The following is a 20,169-nucleotide window of genomic DNA, read 5'->3' as shown; positions in this document are numbered from 1 at the left end:
GCTGCCCAAGGGCGCCGGGGCCAGGTTCGACCGGCTGACGGCGGCGGACTGCGCGCTGCTCATGTCGCAGGTGAACTCCGAGCCGAGGGGGGCGCTCGGGTTCCTGACGCCGGCGCGCGTGCTGCGGGCGGCCCTCGGGGAGGACGCCTCCGCCCTCATGGACGCGTTCGGGATAGAGGAGCTGGCGCCCGGCGAGCTCGACCTCACGCCCGGCTGCATCGACAGGGCCAGGGCCGCGAGGGGCGAGGGGCCGCTGGCGGGGTAGGCGTCGGGCCGGGACATGGGCCGGAGGGCCCGTTGCGCTGAGTCCGGAACGGCTGCGCGGCGGGCTGGCGGAGCATGCGGCGGCGGCATGGGGGCACCGGCCTCCACGGCCTATCCACCTGCGGAAACGGGGCGACGGCCAGGCACCGGGGGCTATTTCCGCGTTGCGCTAGCTGCGGAAACGCGGGGTCCGTTCAGACTGTTGCGTTGAGATTGAAAATCAACCGTGCTTGGCGCTGCAGTGGGGCTTGAGGTCCCAAAAAACGGCTTCCGACCAGCGTGGTTGATCAACTCAATTGTTCAAAAAAGGGTATTCATAAGCGACTTGGCAATGAATTTAAAAATCTTTGGGTGGTGCTGTGGGCCACTGGTATGCATTTTGCGACCACAGCCTTGTGCCCGCTGACCTGCGGCTTGGCTCAGCTTGTCCCCACGGCACCGTATCTTGAACACAGATCCGTCAAGCATTTGGTCAGCATTTGGTTGGAATGCGCATGAAGTGCCGTGTGAGCATGGACATATGTGGAGGTCATGAGGTTGTAGCTGCATATTCTTGCAGCCTAGGAGGTTGAAAGATATTATTACCAAGTCTTTTCCTGCTTCAGGCGCACCTTCACGACCTGAAGCCACATTTGCCCAGAGGAGGTGACAATATGAAGGCTTATGAACTGCTGTTCTTTGTTGACCCGTCGCTCGACCCCGAGACTCGTCTCGCTGTTATGAAGCGTATCGATACCACGATCGCTGAGGGCGCTGGCAAGGTCGACTCCGTTGACGAGTGGGGCAAGCGCAAGCTCGCCTACGAGATCAACGACCTCACCGATGGTGACTACACCCTCATCAACTTCCACGCAGATCCTACCCAGATCGCCGAGCTTGATCGCGTCCTGCGCATCACCGACGCTGTGGTCCGCCACATGATCGTCCGTCGTGACGACCAGGAGTAAGACTGTCGTTTTGGACTGGGCTTGTGCCCCAAGAGGAAGTAGTGAGTTATGAGCATCAATCGAGTGAACATCACCGGTAACCTCACCCGCGATCCCGAGCTGCGCGCCACCGCCGGCGGAACCCAGGTTCTGTCCTTTGGCGTCGCCGTGAACGATCGTCGCCGCAACGCGCAGACTGGCGAGTGGGAGGACTATCCCAACTTTGTCGACTGCACCATGTTCGGCACCCGCGCCGAGGCCGTGAGCCGTTTCCTGGCAAAGGGAAACAAGGTCGCGATCGAGGGCAAGCTGCGCTACAGCTCTTGGGAGCGCGACGGCCAGCGCCGGAGCAAGCTTGAGGTCATCGTCGATGAGATCGAGTTTATGAGCTCCCGTGGTGGCCAGGGTGGCTACGATCAGGGCGGTTACGCCCCCGCAGCTCCCGCGCCCGCAGCACGTCCTGCCGCACCGGTGGCTACGCCGCCCGCGGTCGACGTCTACGATGAGGACATCCCGTTCTAAGGGTTGTTCACCTATTTTTGAGTGAGAGGCGGCTTCGGTTCGCCGAAGTTGCCAAATGAAAGGTATTTTGACATGGCTAATGATTTTTCTGCACGTCAGCCGCGTCGTAAGTACTGCCAGTTCTGCAAGGAGAACACTGAGTTCATCGACTATAAGGACACTCAGCTTCTCCGTAAGTACATGACCGACCGTGGCAAGATCAAGCCCCGTCGCGTCACTGGCGCTTGCACGCAGCATCAGCATGACATCGCCAACGCCATCAAGCGCGCCCGCGAGATGGCTCTCCTGCCGTACACCGTCCCCGTGGTTTCCTCTCGTGGCAACCGCGACCGCGGCTAAGAAGGGAGACGCATCATGAAGGTTATTCTTCTCGATGAGATCAAGGGCAAGGGCGGCGAGGGTGACGTCGTAGAGGTCGCTCAGGGTTACGCTGAGAACTTCCTGTTCCCCAAGAAGCTCGCTGTTGCCGCCACCAAGGGCAACCTCAAGCAGCTTGACGAGCGTCGCAACAACATCGCCAAGCGCGAGGCCGTCCGTCTGGCTACCGCCAACGAGACCAAGGCTGCCTTCGAGGGCAAGACGGTCACCGTTGACGTCAAGGTCGGCGACGAGGGCATCCTCTTTGGCTCCGTTACCGCCGCTATGATCGCTGACGCCATCAAGGCTCAGCTCGGTATGGACATCGACCGCAAGCGCGTCGAGCTCGGTAAGCCCATCAAGGTTGCCGGTGCCCACACCGTTGCCATCTCGCTGTACCGCGAGATCAAGGCCGAGGTTGTCGTTCTCGTCGGCGTTACCGCCGAGGAGCTCGCTGCCGAGGCTGAGGTCGAGGAGGCCGCTGAGGTCGCCGAGGCCGAGACCGCCGAGGTCGAGACTGAGGCTGCTGCCGAGTAGCATTTGCTGCAACGCAACAATCTTGTTCTAAGAAGGGCGCTCTGGGAAACCAGGGCGCCCTTTTGTTTTTTTGCGCTGAGTGAGTGTCATGGTGAACGTTGCGTCGAAGTCCTATATACAGGACCGTTCATCCGTTTGGTTCGGTGATGATTGGCGGCGCGCGGCGCGTTTTGGGACCGTGGCTGATACTATGGATGCTCGCAAGCGATATGAATGAGGATGCTCATGGCATATGACGATAGGGAGACCGGGCTGACGGTTGAGGACCGCGGCTCAAAGTTGGGTCTTCCCCAAAACCAAGATGCAGAGGCCAATGTACTGGCCGCTATGCTGCTATCGCCCGAGGTGGTCGAAGAGGCCCAGGTCGAGCTGCAGCCCGATGACTTCTACCGGCCCATTCATAAGACCATCTATACCGCGATGGTCGATATGTACAACAGCCGCATTCCCATCGACTCCATCTCGCTGATCGATTATCTGCGAAGCATCAACAAGCTCGATGCCGTGGGCGGCGAAGCGTATATTTTGGAGTTGATGGGTCAGACCCTGTCGCTCGTCAACTGGCAGCACCATGCCGCCATCGTTCGCCGCGATTCGATGCTGCGTGAGCTGATCGGCGCCACCAACGAGATCAACGCGCTGGCATATAACGCCCCCACCGACACCAAAGAGGTTGTCGAGCTGGCCGAGAGCAAGCTGCTCAAGGTTACGGCGCGCGAGGTCAAGTCGAGCTACAAGACGCTGACCGAGTTTATGGTCGAGGCCTATAACGAGGCCGAGGAAGTGTGCCAGGCCGGTGGCCAGGCTGCGGGCGTGCCCACGGGCTTCCCGTCGCTCGACCGCATGCTCATGGGCTTCCGCGAGGGCCAGCTCATCATCATCGGCGCCCGTCCTGCTGTAGGTAAGACGTCGTTCGCTCTGAACCTGGCACTTAACGCTGCCGCTGCTGGTTATACCGTCGGCTTCTTCTCGCTGGAGATGTCGGGCAAGGAAATTGCCCAGCGTCTGATTTGCGCCTATGCCATGATCTCGATCAGTGATTTCCGCATGGGCCGCATTAGCCCCGAGCAGTGGGCCAATATCAACGAGGCCACGCAGACCTTATCCAAGCTGGATATTCTGATTGACGATACGCCCGGCACCACAGTGACCGAGATTCGCGCCAAGAGCCGTCGCATGCTCCATAACAAGGAGAAGGCCATCATCATCCTGGACTACCTGCAGCTGGTGAGTCCTCCGCCGGGACGCCGCTCCGAGAGCCGTACCGTCGAGGTTTCGGAGATGTCGCGTGGTCTGAAGATCATGGCCAAGGAGCTCAAGATCCCACTCATCGCGCTGTCGCAGCTCTCGCGTCAGGTCGAATCCCGTACCGGCAAGCGCCCGCAGCTTTCCGACCTTCGTGAATCGGGCTCCATCGAGCAGGACGCCGATATCGTTATGTTCTTGGACCGCTCCGCGGACGAGGCCGAGGCCTCGCGCGACGATCGACCCGACGAGGGCGTTACGCGTATCGTCGTGGCCAAGAACCGTTCGGGCCCGATCGGCGACGTCGACCTGATGTTCCTGCCGGCATCCACCAAGTTCTATGAGCTTGATGGGGCACATGCCGAGGAGTAGGACAGGCGCCCGTTGCACGGGTATACTGGGAATGTTTTGTGCTTCTGCGTGCCGGCGTGGCGCGTAGACAGGCCATGAATGTAAGGAGTAAACATGCCGTCAACCGTTTTGGTCGGTGCCCAGTGGGGCGATGAGGGCAAGGGTAAGATTTGCGACCTGGTCGCCGGCGACTTCGATGCTGTCGTGCGCTACTCGGGCGGCAACAACGCCGGTCACACCATCGTCGTCAACGGCAAGAAGTACGGCCTGCACCAGGTGCCTTCCGGCATCATGTATTCCGGCCACGTGTCGGTGATCGGTAACGGCTGCGTCGTCAACCCCAAGGTTGTCCTTGAGGAGATTGACATGTTCGAGGCCGACGGCATCACCACCAAGAACCTCAAGATCAGTGGCAACGCGCATGTCATCATGCCGTACCACATCGATCTGGATGGCGCCTTTGAGCAGAAGCTCGGCAAGAAGAACATCGGTACCACCAAGCGCGGCATCGGTCCGTGCTATCAGGACAAGATGGCCCGCATTGGCCTGCGCATGCAGGACATGCTGGACGAGACGCTGTTCCGCGACAAGCTGGAGACCGCTCTCGCCCGCGTGAACCCCGAGCTCGAGCTCATCTACAACCTGCCCACCTACACCGTGGACCAGATTTGCGACGAGTACCTGCCGATGGCCGAGCGCCTGCGCCCCTACATCACCGAGACGAGCCTGCTGCTCAACAACATGATCGACGAGGGCAAGGACCTGCTGTTTGAGGGCGCCCAGGCGACGCTGCTCGACATCGACCACGGCACCTATCCGTACGTGACGTCTTCCAACTGCACCGCCGGCGGCGCCATTACCGGCTCCGGCGTCGGCATGAAGAACGTCGATCGCGTGCTGGGCGTCATGAAGGCCTATATCACCCGCGTCGGTTCGGGCCCCATGCCCACCGAGCTTTCCTATGAGTCCGAGGCTGGCCACACGCTGACCGAGGAGGGCTATGAGTACGGCGTGACCACCGGTCGCCGTCGTCGTTGCGGCTGGTTTGACGGCCCTATCGCCAACTATGCCTCGTGCGTCAACGGCCTCACCGACATCGCCGTGACCAAGCTCGACGTGCTTTCGGCCTTCGACACCATCAAGGTGTGCGTGGCCTACGACGTCGATGGCGAGCGCTACACCAGCGTGCCCGAGCATCAGGTGCGCTTTGAGCATGCCAAGCCCATCTACGAGGAGCTCCCTGGCTGGAAGTGCGACATCACCGGTTGTCGCAGCTTTGACGAGCTGCCGCAGGAGGCTCAGGACTACGTGGCGTTTATCGAGGATCTGGCACACACCCGCGTGACGTTCATTGGCGTTGGCGCTGGTCGCGAGCAGATTATCAACCGATTCTGGAAGTAATCGGGACTATTTGGTTATTGCGATATACCCCTTTGCAGCCCGGGTGGGCGGCCGAGGGGTATATTTGCTTGCAAGGGGCTCGCGCGGAGCGGGCCATTCATCCATAGAGGAGGCACCCTTGAAGGCGGACACTCAAACCATCGACATCCTGTTGTTGGGCAGCGGCGGCCGTGAGCATGCTTTGGCAGCCAAGCTCGCAGCATCACCGCGCGCCGGCAAGCTCTACATCGCGCCGGGCAACGGCGGCACCGCGAGCTGCGGCGAGAACGTTGTTCTCGACGACTGCGATCCTGCGGCCGTGGCGGCGTTTGCGCAGAGCCACGGATGCGGACTCGTGGTAATTGGCCCCGAGGCTCCGCTCGTGGCGGGCGTGGCCGACGCCGTGCGCGCGGCGGGTATTCCCTGCTTTGGCCCGGGTGCCGAGGGCGCCCAGATGGAGGGCTCCAAGCTGTTCTCCAAGCAGCTCATGGAGCGTGCGGGCATTCCGACGGCAGCCTACGGCTCGTTTACCGACGAGGCTTCGGCTCTCGCCTACGTACGCGAGCAAGGCGCCCCGCTGGTCGTCAAGGCCGACGGCCTTGCCGCAGGCAAGGGCGTTATCGTGGCGACCGAACTTGAGCAGGCCGAGGAGGCCGTGCGCGAGTGCTTTGGCGGCACCTTTGGCGATGCCGGCAACACCGTGGTTATCGAGGAGATGCTCGTTGGTCCCGAGTGCTCGCTGCTGGCCTTTACCGACGGCAAGACCGTGCGCCCCATGGCCACCTCGCAGGACCACAAGCGCGCGCTTGAGGGCGACCTTGGTCCCAACACCGGCGGCATGGGCGTCTACAGCCCGGTGCCCATCGTGACTGACGAGGAGCACGCCACCATGGTGAAGGTCATGGAGCAGACCGTGGCCGAGCTCGCTGCCGAGGGTATCGACTACCGCGGCTGCCTGTACGGCGGCTTTATGCTCACGCCTGCCGGCCCCAAGGTGCTGGAGTTCAATGCCCGCTTTGGCGACCCCGAGACGCAGGTCGTTCTGCCGCGCCTTAAGAACGACCTGGTCGAGGTCATGCTCGCCTGCGCCAACTGCGAGCTCGATCAGATTGAACTCGACTGGCGCGACGAGTGGGCCGTGGCCGTTGTCCTGACGAGTGCGGGTTATCCCGGCAGCTACGAGAAAGGCAAGGTCATTACCGGTATCGCCGATGCCGAGGCCATGGAGAACGTGACCGTGTACCACGCGGGCACTGCCGTGGTGGACGGCCAGCTCGTGACCAATGGTGGCCGCGTGCTTGCCGTGACCGCGCTGGGCGATACGTTTGAGAACGCCCGCAACCTTGCCTACGAGGCCTGCGAGAAGATTGATTTTGAGGGCAAGACCCTGCGTCACGACATCGGCCTGCGCGCGCTGCGCGGCCGCGACGCCTGGGATGCCTAAATCCGAGAGGAATGAGACGGATGGACGAGAAGAACGAAGAGCTCGTGGACGCGCAGATCGTCGAAGAGGACAGCCGCGTGTATGGGCACGCCGAGGGCGAGCCTGGTGGCGAGGTCGCTGACGAGCCGGCGCTGGTGCTGGGCGATGACGACCCGCACGATGCCGAGCTGCACGAGAAGATTCTTTCGGAGGAGTGCGCCTGGAAGGGCAAGATCCTCGACGTCCACCGTCTTGAGGTTGAGCTGCCCAACGGTCGCCGCAGCGCCCGCGATATCGTTCGCCATCCGGGTGCGGCGGCTGTTGTGGCACTGACCGAGAGCGGCAAGATCGTACTGGTGCGTCAGTACCGCACCGCCATCGACCGCGTGACGGTCGAGATTCCCGCCGGCAAGCTCGATCCAGGCGAGGACCCGCTCGATTGCGCCAAGCGCGAGCTGCATGAGGAGACGGGCTTTAGGGCTGGTCGCATTCGCTTTTTGACGTCGATTGTCACGTCCTGTGGTTTTTGCGATGAGATTATCCACATCTACTTGGCTACCAAGCTCGAGTTTGATGCGCCCAACCCCGATGATGACGAGTTTGTCAACGTGGACCTGGTGCCGCTGCATGAGCTGATCGACGCCGTACTCGACGGCAAGATCGAAGACGCCAAGACCGTCGTGGGCGCCTTGGCCTGCGACAGCATCGCACACCGCCTTGGGGGCACGGAGCTTTAACGAGTGGGGATAGCCCTGGGACAAGTACTACTGATTGCTTTGTCCCAGGGCCTTACGTTGCTGATATTTCTTTGAGGATCACATGCTGAAGAGGTTTCTTTCGTATTACGAGCCCCAGATGGGGCTTTTTGTTGCTGATACTGTTTGTGCTCTGGTGCTTGCCGCCATTGACCTTGCTTTTCCTATTATTCTGCGTAATTTGACCGGTGGGCTATTTACTCAGGGTCAGGCTGCCATTATGCAGGCGCTCGGCATGATCGCGGTGGGCTTGGTGCTGATGTATGCCGTCCGCTGCGCCTGCCGCTACTTTGTGAGCTATTGGGGCCACGTGATGGGCGCGCGCATGGAGTCCAAAATGCGCGAGGACCTGTTCGACCAGTATGAGCGCTTTAGCTTTGCGTACTTCGACCGCAACAGCTCGGGTGACATGATGAGCCGCGTGGTCAACGACCTGTTCGATATCTGCGAGGCGGCGCACCACGTGCCCGAGTGGATCATCATCTGCGGCATCGAGATTATCGGCTCGTTTGTGATCCTCTTTACCATCGCCCCGGTGCTGGCGCTTGCCATGGCTGCGGTGACAGCAGCGTTTTCGGTCATCATGTTTTGGCAGAACATGCGCATGCGCGAGGTCTTTAGCGACAACCGCAAAAAGATCAGCGGCATCAATGCGCAGCTGCAGGATTCGCTGGCGGGCATGCGCGTGGTCAAGAGCTTTGCCAATGAGGAGACCGAGCGCTTCAAGTTCCGCGCCTCCAACAATCGCTATCTTTCGTCCAAGGAGAACATGTATCACGCCATGGGCGTCTATACTGCGACGTATGGCCTGCTCTCGGGTGTGCTCTATGTGATCGTGGTACTGCTGGGCGGCTGGCTGGTCGCCCAGGGACAGCTGCAGGCGGTCGATATGGCGACCTTTGCACTCTATATTTCGCTGTTCTGCACGCCGCTCGAGACACTCGTCAATTCGGCCGAAACGTATCAGAAGGCCATCGCCGGCTTTAAGCGCATGGACGAGGTACTCTCGACCGCGCCGGATATCCAGGACAAGCCCGGCGCCATGGATCTGCAGGTGACCGCCGGCGCCGTGGATTATCACGACGTGTGCTTTAACTACGAGGATGTTGAGCTGGGCGAGGGCGATGCCGACGAGCGTCCCGTTATCGACCATATGGATCTGTCCATCAAGCCCGGGCAGACCATCGCTTTGGTTGGCCCTTCGGGCGGTGGCAAGTCCACGACCTGTTCGCTGCTGCCGCGCTTTTACGACGTTGCCGCTGGGTCCATTAGCATCGACGGTCAGGACGTGCGCGATGTGACGCAGCAGAGCCTGCGCCGCGCTATCGGCCTGGTGCAGCAGGATGTCTACCTGTTTGACGGAACAATCGGCGAGAACATCGCCTACGGCAAGCCGGGCGCTACGGCAGGAGAGATCGCCGAGGCCGCCCGTCGCGCCAACATCGATGCCTTTATCGAGTCGCTTCCACAGGGCTATGACACGGTCGTGGGCGAGCGCGGCAGCCGTCTTTCGGGCGGACAGAAGCAGCGCGTTGCCATCGCGCGTGTGTTTCTCAAGAACCCCAAGATCCTGATTTTGGACGAGGCGACGAGTGCTTTGGATAACGAGAGCGAGGAGGCGGTGCAGGAGTCGCTCGAAGAGCTGGCACGCGGCCGCACCACGATTATCATCGCCCATCGTCTTTCGACCATTAAGCATGCCGATGAGATTGCGACCGTTGAGCATGGTCGCGTTGTGGAGCGTGGCACGCACGAGGAGCTTCTCGCCCGTGGCGGCACCTATGCCCGTTACTATCGAATGCAGTTCGAAGGTGCGCGTGCGCACGAGCTCGACTGATTGATATGACAGGAAGTTTATGGCTGACAAGAACCCTTTGACTCCGGAAGAAGTGACGGAGTTATTCTCCGAAATCGATGCATCCGGCGTCTTGGATCCTACGCTCGCCAAAAAGCGTACCGAGCGCATGCGCGAGAAAGAGGCCGCCGTCAAGCGCGGTGACAAAGCGGCGCTAGCGCAGCTGCGCAGCGAGGACCGCGCGAGCCAGGCAAAACATATCGACCCGCTGTCCGAGGACGATCCTTCGGGCTCGCAGGTGAGCCATACCATTACGAAGACCGCGATGGCCGTGGTCATCGGTATTTTGGTGCTGATCGTGGGCATGCAGATTGGCTACGGCGTGATGCGTCGCCTGAACACCGCCAACCTGTCCGAGAGCGTTTCGGTCGATACCGTTTCGACCGCGCTGAAGGGCGGCCTTGAGTGGGGCAATGGCTTTACGCAGTTCCCGCTCGATTTTACCGTCGATGAAGCCGATGAACGCACGGGCACGGTCGAGGTGACGGTGTTGGACACATCGTCTGCCAACGAGCTCGAGCTGCTGTCCAACGGGCAGATTCAGGCCGCGGCGCTTGCGACCAACGCGTTGCTCAACGATAAGATCGACCGCGTGGTGTATAACGTTCACGCCTATATCGACGAGAATAGCAACATTCAGCACGATTCCTTCTTTGGCATGTTCCCCGCGCGCGGCCACCAGAGCGCCATTTTGACGTTCGTGTGGACCAAGAGCTCATCCAACGCCACGAGTATCGACTGGAAGATGCGCATCGTGAGTATGGATGACACCATCGCCGAGCGCATTCAGAAGCAGGTGAACTCGGTGTCGTCGTTGATTGAGGACCCGGTGGTGAGCCAGACCAAGATTGACGAGGAAAAGGCCGAACGTGACCTGGAGCATCGTCTGCATGGCCGCGAGATTTTCCGCGGCGGCAAGCCCGATCGCACACCGTCCAAACTGCTGGAGCAGGATAAGAAAAAGTAAGACGTCATCATCCCGCGTGAGCCACAAGCCCCGCGGGATGATTTTTAATCCTCGTCCTAGAAAAATCATTATGCATAGAAAGTCATAATTATCATTTCGTAAACATTTCGATGAAATTAACGCCATGAGGCATGCTTACGGTTACAATACCGCGAGGCCTAACTACACACCTTTAAGCCGGTCCTGTGAGACCGGGAAGGAGAACTATGGCGAACAACCATACCGCGGGCGCTGCCGCCCGCACCTTCGCGCCCAGCGAGCTTTGCCAGCGTATGCTGGCCAAAACCAGCAAGGGCACCTGTGGTCCCTGCATCCTGTATCTTGAGGATGGGACCATTTTTTATGGACGTGCATGCGGCGCCGAGGGCACCGCGACCGGCGAAGTCTGCTTCAACACCTCGCTCGAGGGCTACTTTGAGGTCATGACCGACCCGAGTTATGCCGGCCAAATCGTAACCATGACCTATCCGCAGATCGGCAATTACGGTATCGACGAGACCGACGTCCAGTCGGCCTTCCCCGGCGACGCCGTGCGCCCTGCGAGCGCTCCGGCTATGCGCGGCATGATCGTTCGCGACATGTGCGCCACGCCTTCTAACTGGCGCTCGGCCGTCAGCGTGCCGGAGTACCTGCGCGCTCACGGCATCGTCGCTATCGAGGGTGTCGACACCCGCGCCCTGGTGCGCCATCTGCGCGATAATGGTTCCAAGATGGGCATTATCTCGACCGAGATCTTCGACGTCGACGAGCTTGCCGAGCGTCTGGCCGCAGCGCCCACGCTGGTAGGCGAGAACCTGGTCAAGACCGTGAGCTGCCCTGAGCCCCACGCCTTTGCCGCCGTCGACCTGCCTGCCACGCATGACTTTGCACTTGCGGCTGCCGCTCCTGCCCGTCACAAGGTGGTCGCCTACGACTGCGGTGTGAAGCGCGGTATTCTGGAGGGGCTGGTCCGCGCCGGCTGCGACCTTACCGTCGTGCCGTGGGATACGCCCGCCCAGCAGGTGCTCGACATGAATCCCGACGGTGTCTTTTTGTCCAATGGCCCCGGCGACCCCGACGCCGTGGTGGAGACCTACGAGCAGGTGCAGCAGCTGATCGGCAAGGTGCCGGTCTTTGGTATTTGTCTTGGTCACCAGATGATCAGCCTGGCCTGCGGCGCCCAGATGGAAAAGCTTAAGTTCGGTCACCGCGGTGGCAACCAGCCGGTCATGAACCTGGTGAGCCGCCGCGTGGAGATCACCGCGCAAAACCACGGCTTTGGCCTGCTGTTCCCCAGTCTGGGCAAGCTTGTCCCCGAGCTTTCGGGCGGCGAGACCGAGCATGCGGCCGATGGAGATCTGCGCGCCTGGGTGCGCCGCGGAATCGCGCCGGTCGTGATGAACGAGCGCTTTGGTCGCATTCGCCTGACGCATGTGAACCTCAACGACGGCACCGCCGAGGGCATCCAGCTGCTCGACGCCCCGTGCTTCTCGGTCCAGTACCACCCCGAGGCTTCGCCTGGCCCCACCGATGCCCACTATCTCTTTACTGCCTTTACGCGACTCATGGACGGCGAGGAGAACTACCTGGACATCGATCCCGCGAAGGACCGCCTTGCCGGCTGGAACTTTGCTGAGTCCGAGACCGCTGAGACCGAGGAGAACTAACATGCCGAAGCGTACTGACATCAAGCGTATCCTCGTCATTGGTTCGGGCCCCATCGTCATCGGCCAGGCCTGTGAGTTCGACTACTCCGGCGCCCAGGCCTGCAAGGTGCTCAAGGAGGATGGCTTTGAGGTCATCCTGGTCAACTCCAACCCGGCGACCATCATGACCGACCCGGGCTTGGCCGACCGCACCTATGTCGAGCCCATCACTGCCGAATTTATCGAGCGCGTAATCAAGAAAGAGCGCCCGGACGCGCTGCTGCCCACGCTGGGCGGCCAGACCGGTCTGAACGCCGCCGTCGAACTGGCAAAGGACGGCACGCTCGACAAGTACGGCGTCGAGATGATCGGCTGCGACCTGGCCGCTATCGAGCGCGGCGAGGACCGCAAGCTCTTTAACGAGGCCATGGCCGAGATCGGCCTGGAGGTCGCGCGCTCGGGCTATGCCTACAGCGTGGCAGACGCCGAGGCCATCGCCGAGCGCGTGGGATATCCTTGCGTACTGCGTCCGAGCTTTACCCTCGGCGGCGCCGGCGGCGGCATCGCTCACACCCACGAGGAGCTCGTCTCCATCGTGAGCCAGGGCCTGGAACTCTCGCCCGCCCACGAGGTGCTGGTCGAGGAGTCCATCGAGGGTTGGAAAGAGTACGAGATGGAGGTTATGCGTGACCACGCCGGCAACGGCATCATCGTGTGCTCCATCGAGAACCTCGACCCCATGGGCGTGCACACCGGCGACTCCATCACTGTGGCGCCGGCGCAGACGCTCTCCGACCTTGAGTATCAGCGCATGCGTGTCGCGTCGCTCGCCATCTTGGAGAAGATTGGCGTCGAGACCGGCGGCTCCAACGTGCAGTTTGCCGTGAACCCCCAGACCGGTCGCTTGATCGTCATCGAGATGAACCCGCGCGTGAGCCGTTCGTCCGCGCTGGCCTCCAAGGCCACGGGTTTCCCCATCGCTAAGGCCGCCGCGCGCCTGGCTGTGGGCTACACGCTCGACGAGATCGTCAACGACATTACCAAGGCAACGCCTGCCTGCTTTGAGCCCACGATTGACTACTGCGTTGTCAAGGTGCCGCGCTTTGCCTTCGAGAAGTTCAAGGGTACCGACCCCACGCTCACCACGCGCATGAAGGCAGTGGGCGAGATTATGGCGATTGGCCGCACCTTTGAGGAGGCCTTCGGCAAAGCCATGCGCTCGCTGGAGGACGGTCACCAGGGTATCTGCGCCGGTGGCAAGGAGGGTGCCGACAAGCTGAGCGACGACGAGCTCGCCCAGGCCGTGGGCACCCCGACCGAGCACCGCATCTTCTTTGTGGTCGAGGCCCTGCGCCGTGGCTGGGACATCACCCGCATCCATGCCATCTGCGGCATCGATCCGTGGTACCTCAACCGTATCAACGACATGGTGCAGGTCCAGGAAAGCATCCGCGGCCTGCGTGTGGAGGATATCGACGCCGACGCGATGCGCTTGCTCAAGCAGTACGGCACGAGCGACGCCGAGATCGCCGCGCTGACCGGCTCGGACGAGCGCTTTGTGCGCGCCTATCGCAAGGGCCTTGGCGTGGTTCCCAGCATGAAGACGGTCGATACCTGCGCTGCGGAGTTCTCGAGCGCCACGGAGTACCACTACAAGACGTACGAGAACATCTACCGCACGAGTCCGGATGCCAAGAAGTGCGTGGCTCCCGACGAGACCACGCCGGCGGACAAGCCCAAGGCGATGATCCTGGGCGCCGGCCCCAACCGTATCGGCCAGGGTATCGAGTTCGACTACTGCTGTGTGCATGCGAGCTATGCGCTGGCGGCCCGCGGATTTGAGACCATCATGGTCAACTGCAATCCCGAGACCGTCTCGACCGACTACGACACGTCCGACCGCCTTTACTTTGAGCCGCTTACCTACGAGGACGTCATGGACGTTATCGATGTTGAGCGCCCCGACGGCGTCGTGGTGACGCTTGGCGGCCAGACCCCGCTTAAGCTGGCGCGCATGCTCGAGGAGAGTGGCGTCAACATCATGGGCACCAAGCCCGATGCCATCGACTTTGCCGAGGACCGCGAGCGCTTTGCCGCCCTGCTCGACAAGCTGGGCATCATGTACCCGCCGGCGGGTCAGGCCACCTCGTTTGAGGAGGCCGAGGCCGTCGCCGCGCACATTGGCTACCCGCTGCTGGTACGTCCGAGCTACGTGCTGGGCGGCCGCGGCATGATGATCGCCTACGATGCCGAGCACCTGCGCGATTACATGGCCGAGGCTGCGCGCATTAGCCCCGACTACCCGGTGTATCTGGACCGCTTCTTGGAGGGCGCGATCGAGTCCGATGTCGACGCCCTGTGCGATGGCGAAGAGGTCTATATCGGCGGTATCCTGGAGCATATCGAGGAGGCCGGTATTCACTCCGGCGACTCTGCGACCTGCATCCCGCCGTTCAGCTTTAGCGAGAGCCTGCAGGCAAAGCTTCGCGAGACCACGTGCCGCATCGCGATGGCGCTGGGCGTACGCGGCCTGGTTAACGTGCAGTACGCCATCAAGGGCGAGACCGTTTACGTGATCGAGGCCAACCCGCGTGCCAGCCGCACCGTGCCGTTTATCTCCAAGGCCACCGGCGTGCCGCTGGCCAAGTGTGCGGCGCGTATCATGGCGGGCGATTCCATCGCCAGCCTGGGCCTGCCGAGCGACGAGCGTCAGCTCGATTGGTTCTGCATGAAGGAAGCCGTTATGCCCTGGGGTCGTTTCCCGGGCGCCGACGTTATCCTGGGTCCCGAGATGAAGTCGACGGGCGAGGTCATGGGTATCGCCAAGAGCTATCCCGAGGCATACGCCAAGACGCAGCTGGCGATCGACTACAAGCTGCCCGACCCGAGCGCCGGCAAGGTGTTCATTAGCGTGTGCGATCGCGACAAGCGCCACATCCTTTCGGTCGCGCGTATCCTGCGCTACCTGGGCTTTGACATCTGCTCCACCGAGGGTACGGCGCGCGTGCTGCGCGGCGGCAACGTGACGTGCAAAGTCGTGGAGAAGATCAGCGGCCCACACGACAGCGAGCGTCCCAACATTGGTGACCTCATCGCCGATGGCAAGATCGCGGTAATCGTCAACACGCCGTACGGCCCGGGCTCGCGCGGCGACGGATATCTGCTGCGTACCGAGGCCGTGCGCCGTGGCGTGACCTGCGTGACCGCGATGTCTGCCGCCAATACGTACGTGAGTGCCATCGAGGCGGTGCGTGAGGACCAGCAGGGTCACGGCAGCGCCAACGACATGGGCATGGACGTCATCGCCCTGCAGGACCTGCCGCAGCACACGGTGTAATGTGACCTGGTCGGCCGGGGCGGGAGGGGCCGAGATTTCCCCCTTTCGCTCCGGCTGCAAGCAGAGTCGCTCAGGAGAAAACTCGGCCCCTCCCGCCCCGGCCTGCGGTGACTTGGCCGCACCGTGTGCTGCGGAAGGGGCTTTGCGTGATGACTAGGGCTGAATAAAAAGTGAGTGTGGGATCCGCCGTTCGTTTGAACGACGGCGCCCACGTTTTGGATTTATTGGGCTGTGGCGGTGAAGGTTGTTTTGTCGGCGGCGATGTGCACGTGCAGCTTTGCCTGACCGTCGCAGCTGATGAGCACGCCTACCTCGAACGGGGTTCCCGTCTTGTCGTAGGTCGAACGCACGATGCGCATCGCCGCCTTACCGGTGTTCTGTCCCAAAAGGCGCGCCTCATGTTTGTCGAGGTTGACCGTCTCGTAGACGGCATCGACGCTTGCGGGCAGGATGCCGGTCTTTTCCGCGATATAGGCGTAGAGCGAGCCATCCACGTCTTTGCGCGTGAGCTCGGGGCAAAGTGACACGGGGATATAGACGTAGTTGAGCTCCATGGGTTTGTCGTTGGCGAGACGCAGGCGGCGAATCTCCCAGACGGGTGTCCCTTCGGGCACTTTGAGCCCAGAGGCGATGCCGCGGACGGCCGGTATGCTTGAAAAGGCGAGAATCTGCGAGCTCGGAACCCGTCCCGCTTCGCGCATCCGCGCGCTGAAATTCAGGGCCAGGTCGATGCCGGGTGCTGAGGTTTGGGGCTTGATGAACGTGCCCTGCCCACGTTTGCGCACCACGCGCCCCTCGATGACGAGATCTTGGAAGCAACGGCGCACGGTCGCGCGCGATAACTCCAGCCGCTCACAGATTTCGAGCTCGCGTGGCAGCGGCGTCTTGGTGTCGAACGCCTGGCTGGCGATAAGCAGGGCGATTCGATGTTTAAGTTGGACATAGAGCGGCGTATCACCGCTGCGGTCGAAGGGTTCGGAGGCGAGAAACGAGATCATATCCATGAGGTACCTCCATGTCGTGAGCATACGTGACATGGTCTGACACTGCGGGACAAACCGGTGATGTCAGGCCCGATTCTTGTTGGTATGTATGGTACATAAGGAACATAAAACATTTATCAGGCAATCTACCTGCTATTTTAAAAATAATTAGAAGAAAAAATAATTTAGGCACAAAAATAGTTGCTACCGTTAACCGACGAATAGTTGCCGTTCGCAACTATTTTCTTGTACCGAACATGCCCCGGCGCAACAATAATCTCAGCAAAAAGCAAAGCCGTGCGACACACGGCAGGTCGAGAGGAGACCGCATGCGGTATCTGGTAATGGTCAGTCACGGAACGCTCGCTCCCGGACTGCACAGTGTCCTCAAGATGCTCGGCAATGACGCCCCGAACATCTTGTCGACGAGTCTCGTGGACGGCATGGGCGCTGACGAGTATGTCGAGAACGTCAAGGCGATGCTCGCTCCCGTTACCGCCGATGACGAGGTTGTCCTGCTTGGTGACATCCTGGGCGGATCGCCGCTCACCAATGCCATGAACACGCTGGCCGAGAAGGGCCTGCTCGCCCACACCATTGCCTTCGGCGGTATGAATCTGCCCATGGCTATGACCGCCATGATGGGGCTTGCCACCATGGACCTGGATTCCCTCAAGCAGATGATGCTGCAGGAGGGCAAGAACGGTATGTCCGAGCTCGTTGTCCCGACCGATGACGCCGACGACGAGGACGACGACATCTAGGCAGGGCATCCGCCCCAATTTTCGTGATGGAGCGGGGGTTAAGAGGAAAGACCCCCGGTGATAAGGAAAGGGAGAACGCATGATTTCGTTCATCCGCATTGACGACCGTATGATCCATGGACAGACCGTTACCCGTTGGGCCCTCGAGTATCCCTGCGACGGTCTTATCGCCGTCAACGACGCCGCGGCGTCCAATCCCGTGCTCAAGGAGGCCTACAAGAGTGCCTCGGGCAAGAAGACGTTCGTGTGGACCAAGGAGCACTTCAAGGAGGTCTCCGAGAAGGTTCTCAAGTCCAACACCAAGTACTTCCTGATCACCAAGAACCCGCTCGACATGAAGGAACTTCTCGTCGATTTTGGCTTTAAGCCCGGCATGGACCGCATCATCGTCGGCCCCTGCAACGACCGTCCCGGCGCCACCAAGCTCGGCAACAACCAGTCGATCACGCAGGAAGAGGCCCAGGCGCTCGAGGATCTCACCAACGCCGGCTACACGGTCGAGTTCGCCCTTATCAAGGAGAAATCCATTGGTGAGTGGCCCAAGTTCCGCGGTCAGTTTGGCTTCTAGTTAGGCGCCAGCTGCATTTTGGTACCTACAGCCCTGGGGAAAGGGGCTGAGGAATAAAGAAAGGGGAAAGCATGGCAATCAATGCATTCCAAGCCGCGCTGTTCGGCCTGTTCGCCTGCCTGGCATCACTGCCTGGCATGGGCGGCACGACGATCGGCAACTACACTCTGGGTCGTCCTCTGGTCGCCGGCCTCATCGTCGGCATCATCATGGGCGATATGCAGACGGGCATCCTCGTCGGCGCTGCCATCCAGGTTGTCTACATCGCTCTCGTGACCCCCGGCGGAACCGTCTCCGCCGACGTCCGCGCCGTGTCCTATATCGGTATCCCGCTGGCGATCCTCGCCATCAAGAACTCGGGCATCGATCCCGCCTCCGCTGAGGCTGCCGGCATGGCCGCATCCCTCGGTGCCGCCGTCGGCACGCTCGGCACTGTGCTCTTCTATGGCACCGCCACCATCAACCTGGTGTGGCAGGGCATGGGCTGGAAGTGGCTCGAGAAGGGCGATCTCCACAAGCTCTACCTGGTCAACAACGTTCTGCCTTGGATCGGTCACATCGTCTGCTCGTTCCTCCCGACGTTCATCATCACCATGGGCGGCACCGCCATGGTCGACCTCATGAAGACCTACATGCCCATGGACGGCATCGCGATGAAGACGCTGTTTACCGTCGGCTCGCTGCTGCCTACCGTCGGTATCGCCATCCTGCTCAAGCAGGTCATCTCTAAGCCCACGGACTTCCTGACGTTCTTCTTCGGCTTCACCCTGTCCGCTGTTATGGGCTGCAACCTGATCGCCGCTGCCGGCATCGGCTGCTTCTTCGCCCTGATCAACTATGAGATCGCTTCGCTCAAGATCGACCTCGCAAACGCTCCCAAGGCAGCTATCGCCTCGGGTTCAGATGATGAGGAAGAGGAGGACATCTAATGGCAGAGAAGAAAAAGCTCTCTAAGAAAACGCTTGCCAAGTCGTTCCGTAACTGGTCCTATGGCAACCTGACCTGCTTCTCGCAGGAGCACATGCAGACCTTCGGTTACCTGTGCGCCATGCTTCCGATTGTCGAGGAGCTCTACGACACGCCCGAGGAGCAGAAGCAGGCCCTCCAGACCTACTCCGCGTTCTTCAACACCGAGCCGCAGATCGGCACCATGATTGTCGGCGTCACCGCCGGCCTCGAGGAGGCTCGCGCAAACGGCGAGGCCATCGACGACGACGCCATCAACGGCATCCGCGCCGGCCTCATGGGCCCGCTCGCCGGCCTTGGCGACTCGCTGATCGTCGGTACCCTGATCCCGATTCTGCTCGGTATCGCCCTCGGTCTCTCGACCGGCGGCTCCCCGCTCGGCGCCATCTTCTATATTGTCGTGTGGAACCTGCTCATGTTCCTTGGCATGCGCTTTGCCTACAACCAGGGCTATGAGCTCGGCGGCAAGGCGGTCGAGGCCCTCGTCGGCCCCAAGGCCAAGGCTCTGCGTGATTCCATCGTGATGGTCGGTACCATGGTCATCGGTGCCGTGGGCGCAACTTGGGTCTCCATCACCTGCAGCCCCAACCTGGTGCTGCCCGGCGGCGGTAAGTTCCAGGACACGCTCGATGGCATCTATCCGCACCTGCTGCCGATGATCTTCATCATCTTCTGCTGGTACATGATGACCAAGAAGAAGGTCAACCCCATCGTTATGATGCTGATCCTCGTTGTGATCGCATTTGTGGGCGTTCTCATTGGCTTCTTCGACCCGGCACTGAGCTACTAGTCATCATCCCCTGGCCCCCTGTAAGGCCGTGCGGCCTCAACCGCACGGCCTTCTGATTTTGCGCCGCCCTTCAAGGGCAATATGGCCAGCGACCTCCATCGCCTACACGACACCCGCTATATTGCTCTTGAAAGATGACGTATTCGAAAAACGATGTACTTGCACATGATGCACGCTTTGCACGAGGAGGACCCATATGCACGAGAAACACGGACACGACCTTTCGCGCGACGACTTGATCCGCGAGGCAAAGATGCAGACCGATGCTATTCAGCGGCTCAACGTTTGGCTGCGCCTGGGCTATTCGCTCGTGGCTATTGGCTTTTTGGTGGGGATGTGGGGTATGCAGGGCGGCCCCGGCTGGGGCGTCCCCGCGGGCATCGTGTGCCTGGTGGTGGGCACTCCGCTTTCGATTGTGCTTAAGGTTGGCACGACCAACGCCAAAAAGAATGTTGAGCGTATGCTCGAGGCCGCGGGTATCGACGTTGAGGAGCTTATGCGACGCAAGAAGGACGAGCAATAGACTTCCGCGTTGGGGTATCATAAATAATTGT

Annotated in this window: 18 protein-coding genes and 1 pseudogene; 18 read left to right on the top strand and 1 reads right to left on the bottom strand. The window is 61.0% G+C overall.

The window, feature by feature from the left end:
- The 13 genes and pseudogenes from AAAX31_RS06060 to carB all read left to right on the top strand — a co-directional run.
- A pseudogene (locus AAAX31_RS06060) lies at positions 1-265 on the top strand (IS30 family transposase); the annotation flags it as partial.
- 652 nt (positions 266-917) lie between these two features.
- Entirely contained in the window at positions 918-1,211 is a 294-nt protein-coding gene (gene rpsF, locus AAAX31_RS06055) for a 30S ribosomal protein S6 (RefSeq protein ID WP_006235831.1), read from the top strand.
- A 48-nt stretch (positions 1,212-1,259) separates the two neighbouring features.
- Positions 1,260-1,712, top strand: coding sequence for a single-stranded DNA-binding protein (ssb, locus tag AAAX31_RS06050; protein ID WP_006235830.1), 453 nt, complete (start codon positions 1,260-1,262; stop codon positions 1,710-1,712).
- Positions 1,713-1,784: 72 nt separating this feature from the next.
- The gene (gene rpsR / locus AAAX31_RS06045) at positions 1,785-2,051 is read left to right on the top strand and encodes a 30S ribosomal protein S18 (RefSeq protein WP_006235829.1); all 267 of its coding nucleotides are present in this window, start codon (positions 1,785-1,787) and stop codon (positions 2,049-2,051) included.
- Between the two features lie 15 nt (positions 2,052-2,066).
- Positions 2,067-2,606 carry a 50S ribosomal protein L9 gene (gene rplI, locus AAAX31_RS06040; RefSeq protein ID WP_022094073.1) on the top strand — a complete coding sequence of 180 codons (540 nt, stop codon included), beginning with the start codon at positions 2,067-2,069 and terminating at the stop codon, positions 2,604-2,606.
- Between the two features lie 225 nt (positions 2,607-2,831).
- Positions 2,832-4,223 carry a replicative DNA helicase gene (gene dnaB / locus AAAX31_RS06035; RefSeq protein WP_022094074.1) on the top strand — a complete coding sequence of 464 codons (1,392 nt, stop codon included), beginning with the start codon at positions 2,832-2,834 and terminating at the stop codon, positions 4,221-4,223.
- Positions 4,224-4,316: 93 nt separating this feature from the next.
- Positions 4,317-5,603 carry an adenylosuccinate synthase gene (locus AAAX31_RS06030; protein WP_349076541.1) on the top strand — a complete coding sequence of 429 codons (1,287 nt, stop codon included), beginning with the start codon at positions 4,317-4,319 and terminating at the stop codon, positions 5,601-5,603.
- 118 nt (positions 5,604-5,721) lie between these two features.
- Positions 5,722-7,026: a phosphoribosylamine--glycine ligase gene (gene purD, locus AAAX31_RS06025; RefSeq protein ID WP_117817441.1), complete on the top strand. Its 1,305-nt coding sequence runs from the start codon at positions 5,722-5,724 to the stop codon at positions 7,024-7,026.
- Between the two features lie 20 nt (positions 7,027-7,046).
- Complete coding sequence (locus AAAX31_RS06020; RefSeq protein WP_195568396.1) at positions 7,047-7,742, top strand: NUDIX hydrolase; 696 nt, start codon at positions 7,047-7,049, stop codon at positions 7,740-7,742.
- Positions 7,743-7,824: 82 nt separating this feature from the next.
- Positions 7,825-9,597, top strand: coding sequence for an ABC transporter ATP-binding protein (locus AAAX31_RS06015; RefSeq protein WP_349076539.1), 1,773 nt, complete (start codon positions 7,825-7,827; stop codon positions 9,595-9,597).
- Between the two features lie 19 nt (positions 9,598-9,616).
- Entirely contained in the window at positions 9,617-10,582 is a 966-nt protein-coding gene (locus AAAX31_RS06010) for a hypothetical protein (protein ID WP_117817445.1), read from the top strand.
- A 206-nt stretch (positions 10,583-10,788) separates the two neighbouring features.
- Entirely contained in the window at positions 10,789-12,228 is a 1,440-nt protein-coding gene (gene carA, locus AAAX31_RS06005; RefSeq protein ID WP_117817447.1) for a glutamine-hydrolyzing carbamoyl-phosphate synthase small subunit, read from the top strand.
- Between the two features lies 1 nt (position 12,229).
- Positions 12,230-15,544 carry a carbamoyl-phosphate synthase large subunit gene (carB, locus tag AAAX31_RS06000; protein ID WP_349076537.1) on the top strand — a complete coding sequence of 1,105 codons (3,315 nt, stop codon included), beginning with the start codon at positions 12,230-12,232 and terminating at the stop codon, positions 15,542-15,544.
- Between the two features lie 221 nt (positions 15,545-15,765).
- Here carB and AAAX31_RS05995 read toward each other — a convergent pair whose 3' ends face one another.
- Positions 15,766-16,548, bottom strand: coding sequence for a GntR family transcriptional regulator (locus tag AAAX31_RS05995; protein ID WP_158551165.1), 783 nt, complete (start codon positions 16,546-16,548; stop codon positions 15,766-15,768).
- 308 nt (positions 16,549-16,856) lie between these two features.
- Between AAAX31_RS05995 and AAAX31_RS05990 the strand changes: the two genes are divergently transcribed.
- The 5 genes from AAAX31_RS05990 to AAAX31_RS05970 all read left to right on the top strand — a co-directional run bounded on the left by AAAX31_RS05990 (position 16,857) and on the right by AAAX31_RS05970 (position 20,138).
- Positions 16,857-17,291, top strand: coding sequence for a PTS fructose transporter subunit IIA (locus AAAX31_RS05990; RefSeq protein ID WP_089572603.1), 435 nt, complete (start codon positions 16,857-16,859; stop codon positions 17,289-17,291).
- A 79-nt stretch (positions 17,292-17,370) separates the two neighbouring features.
- Positions 17,371-17,859 carry a PTS sugar transporter subunit IIB gene (locus AAAX31_RS05985; protein WP_117584041.1) on the top strand — a complete coding sequence of 163 codons (489 nt, stop codon included), beginning with the start codon at positions 17,371-17,373 and terminating at the stop codon, positions 17,857-17,859.
- Positions 17,860-17,930: 71 nt separating this feature from the next.
- Positions 17,931-18,788, top strand: a complete 858-nt coding sequence (locus AAAX31_RS05980; protein WP_089572605.1) for a PTS sugar transporter subunit IIC — start codon at positions 17,931-17,933, stop codon at positions 18,786-18,788.
- Entirely contained in the window at positions 18,788-19,615 is an 828-nt protein-coding gene (locus AAAX31_RS05975) for a PTS system mannose/fructose/sorbose family transporter subunit IID (protein ID WP_117646152.1), read from the top strand. The genes AAAX31_RS05980 and AAAX31_RS05975 overlap by 1 nt, the downstream gene beginning before the upstream one ends.
- Positions 19,616-19,811: 196 nt before the next feature.
- Positions 19,812-20,138 carry a DUF202 domain-containing protein gene (locus AAAX31_RS05970; protein ID WP_117584044.1) on the top strand — a complete coding sequence of 109 codons (327 nt, stop codon included), beginning with the start codon at positions 19,812-19,814 and terminating at the stop codon, positions 20,136-20,138.
- Positions 20,139-20,169: the final 31 nt, after the last annotated feature.

This window comes from Collinsella sp. CLA-ER-H5, assembly GCF_040092375.1.
Lineage (GTDB): Bacteria > Actinomycetota > Coriobacteriia > Coriobacteriales > Coriobacteriaceae > Collinsella.
Note: the sequence above shows the minus strand (reverse complement) of the source record. Positions and strands in the feature narration are given on the sequence as shown.

Excerpts from the sequence above, each read along its gene's own strand:
- AAAX31_RS05990 (WP_089572603.1), top strand. The coding sequence starts at position 16,857 with ATGCGGTATCTGGTAATGGTCAGTCACGGAACGCTCGCTCCCGGACTG.
- AAAX31_RS06015 (WP_349076539.1), top strand. The coding sequence starts at position 7,825 with ATGCTGAAGAGGTTTCTTTCGTATTACGAGCCCCAGATGGGGCTTTTT.
- AAAX31_RS05975 (WP_117646152.1), top strand. The coding sequence starts at position 18,788 with ATGGCAGAGAAGAAAAAGCTCTCTAAGAAAACGCTTGCCAAGTCGTTC.
- AAAX31_RS05995 (WP_158551165.1), bottom strand. The coding sequence starts at position 16,548 with ATGGATATGATCTCGTTTCTCGCCTCCGAACCCTTCGACCGCAGCGGT.
- AAAX31_RS06020 (WP_195568396.1), top strand. The coding sequence starts at position 7,047 with ATGGACGAGAAGAACGAAGAGCTCGTGGACGCGCAGATCGTCGAAGAG.
- ssb (WP_006235830.1), top strand. The coding sequence starts at position 1,260 with ATGAGCATCAATCGAGTGAACATCACCGGTAACCTCACCCGCGATCCC.
- AAAX31_RS06030 (WP_349076541.1), top strand. The coding sequence starts at position 4,317 with ATGCCGTCAACCGTTTTGGTCGGTGCCCAGTGGGGCGATGAGGGCAAG.
- dnaB (WP_022094074.1), top strand. The coding sequence starts at position 2,832 with ATGGCATATGACGATAGGGAGACCGGGCTGACGGTTGAGGACCGCGGC.
- AAAX31_RS05980 (WP_089572605.1), top strand. The coding sequence starts at position 17,931 with ATGGCAATCAATGCATTCCAAGCCGCGCTGTTCGGCCTGTTCGCCTGC.
- rpsF (WP_006235831.1), top strand. The coding sequence starts at position 918 with ATGAAGGCTTATGAACTGCTGTTCTTTGTTGACCCGTCGCTCGACCCC.
- AAAX31_RS05970 (WP_117584044.1), top strand. The coding sequence starts at position 19,812 with ATGCACGAGAAACACGGACACGACCTTTCGCGCGACGACTTGATCCGC.
- rpsR (WP_006235829.1), top strand. The coding sequence starts at position 1,785 with ATGGCTAATGATTTTTCTGCACGTCAGCCGCGTCGTAAGTACTGCCAG.
- AAAX31_RS06010 (WP_117817445.1), top strand. The coding sequence starts at position 9,617 with ATGGCTGACAAGAACCCTTTGACTCCGGAAGAAGTGACGGAGTTATTC.
- AAAX31_RS05985 (WP_117584041.1), top strand. The coding sequence starts at position 17,371 with ATGATTTCGTTCATCCGCATTGACGACCGTATGATCCATGGACAGACC.
- carB (WP_349076537.1), top strand. The coding sequence starts at position 12,230 with ATGCCGAAGCGTACTGACATCAAGCGTATCCTCGTCATTGGTTCGGGC.
- rplI (WP_022094073.1), top strand. The coding sequence starts at position 2,067 with ATGAAGGTTATTCTTCTCGATGAGATCAAGGGCAAGGGCGGCGAGGGT.
- carA (WP_117817447.1), top strand. The coding sequence starts at position 10,789 with ATGGCGAACAACCATACCGCGGGCGCTGCCGCCCGCACCTTCGCGCCC.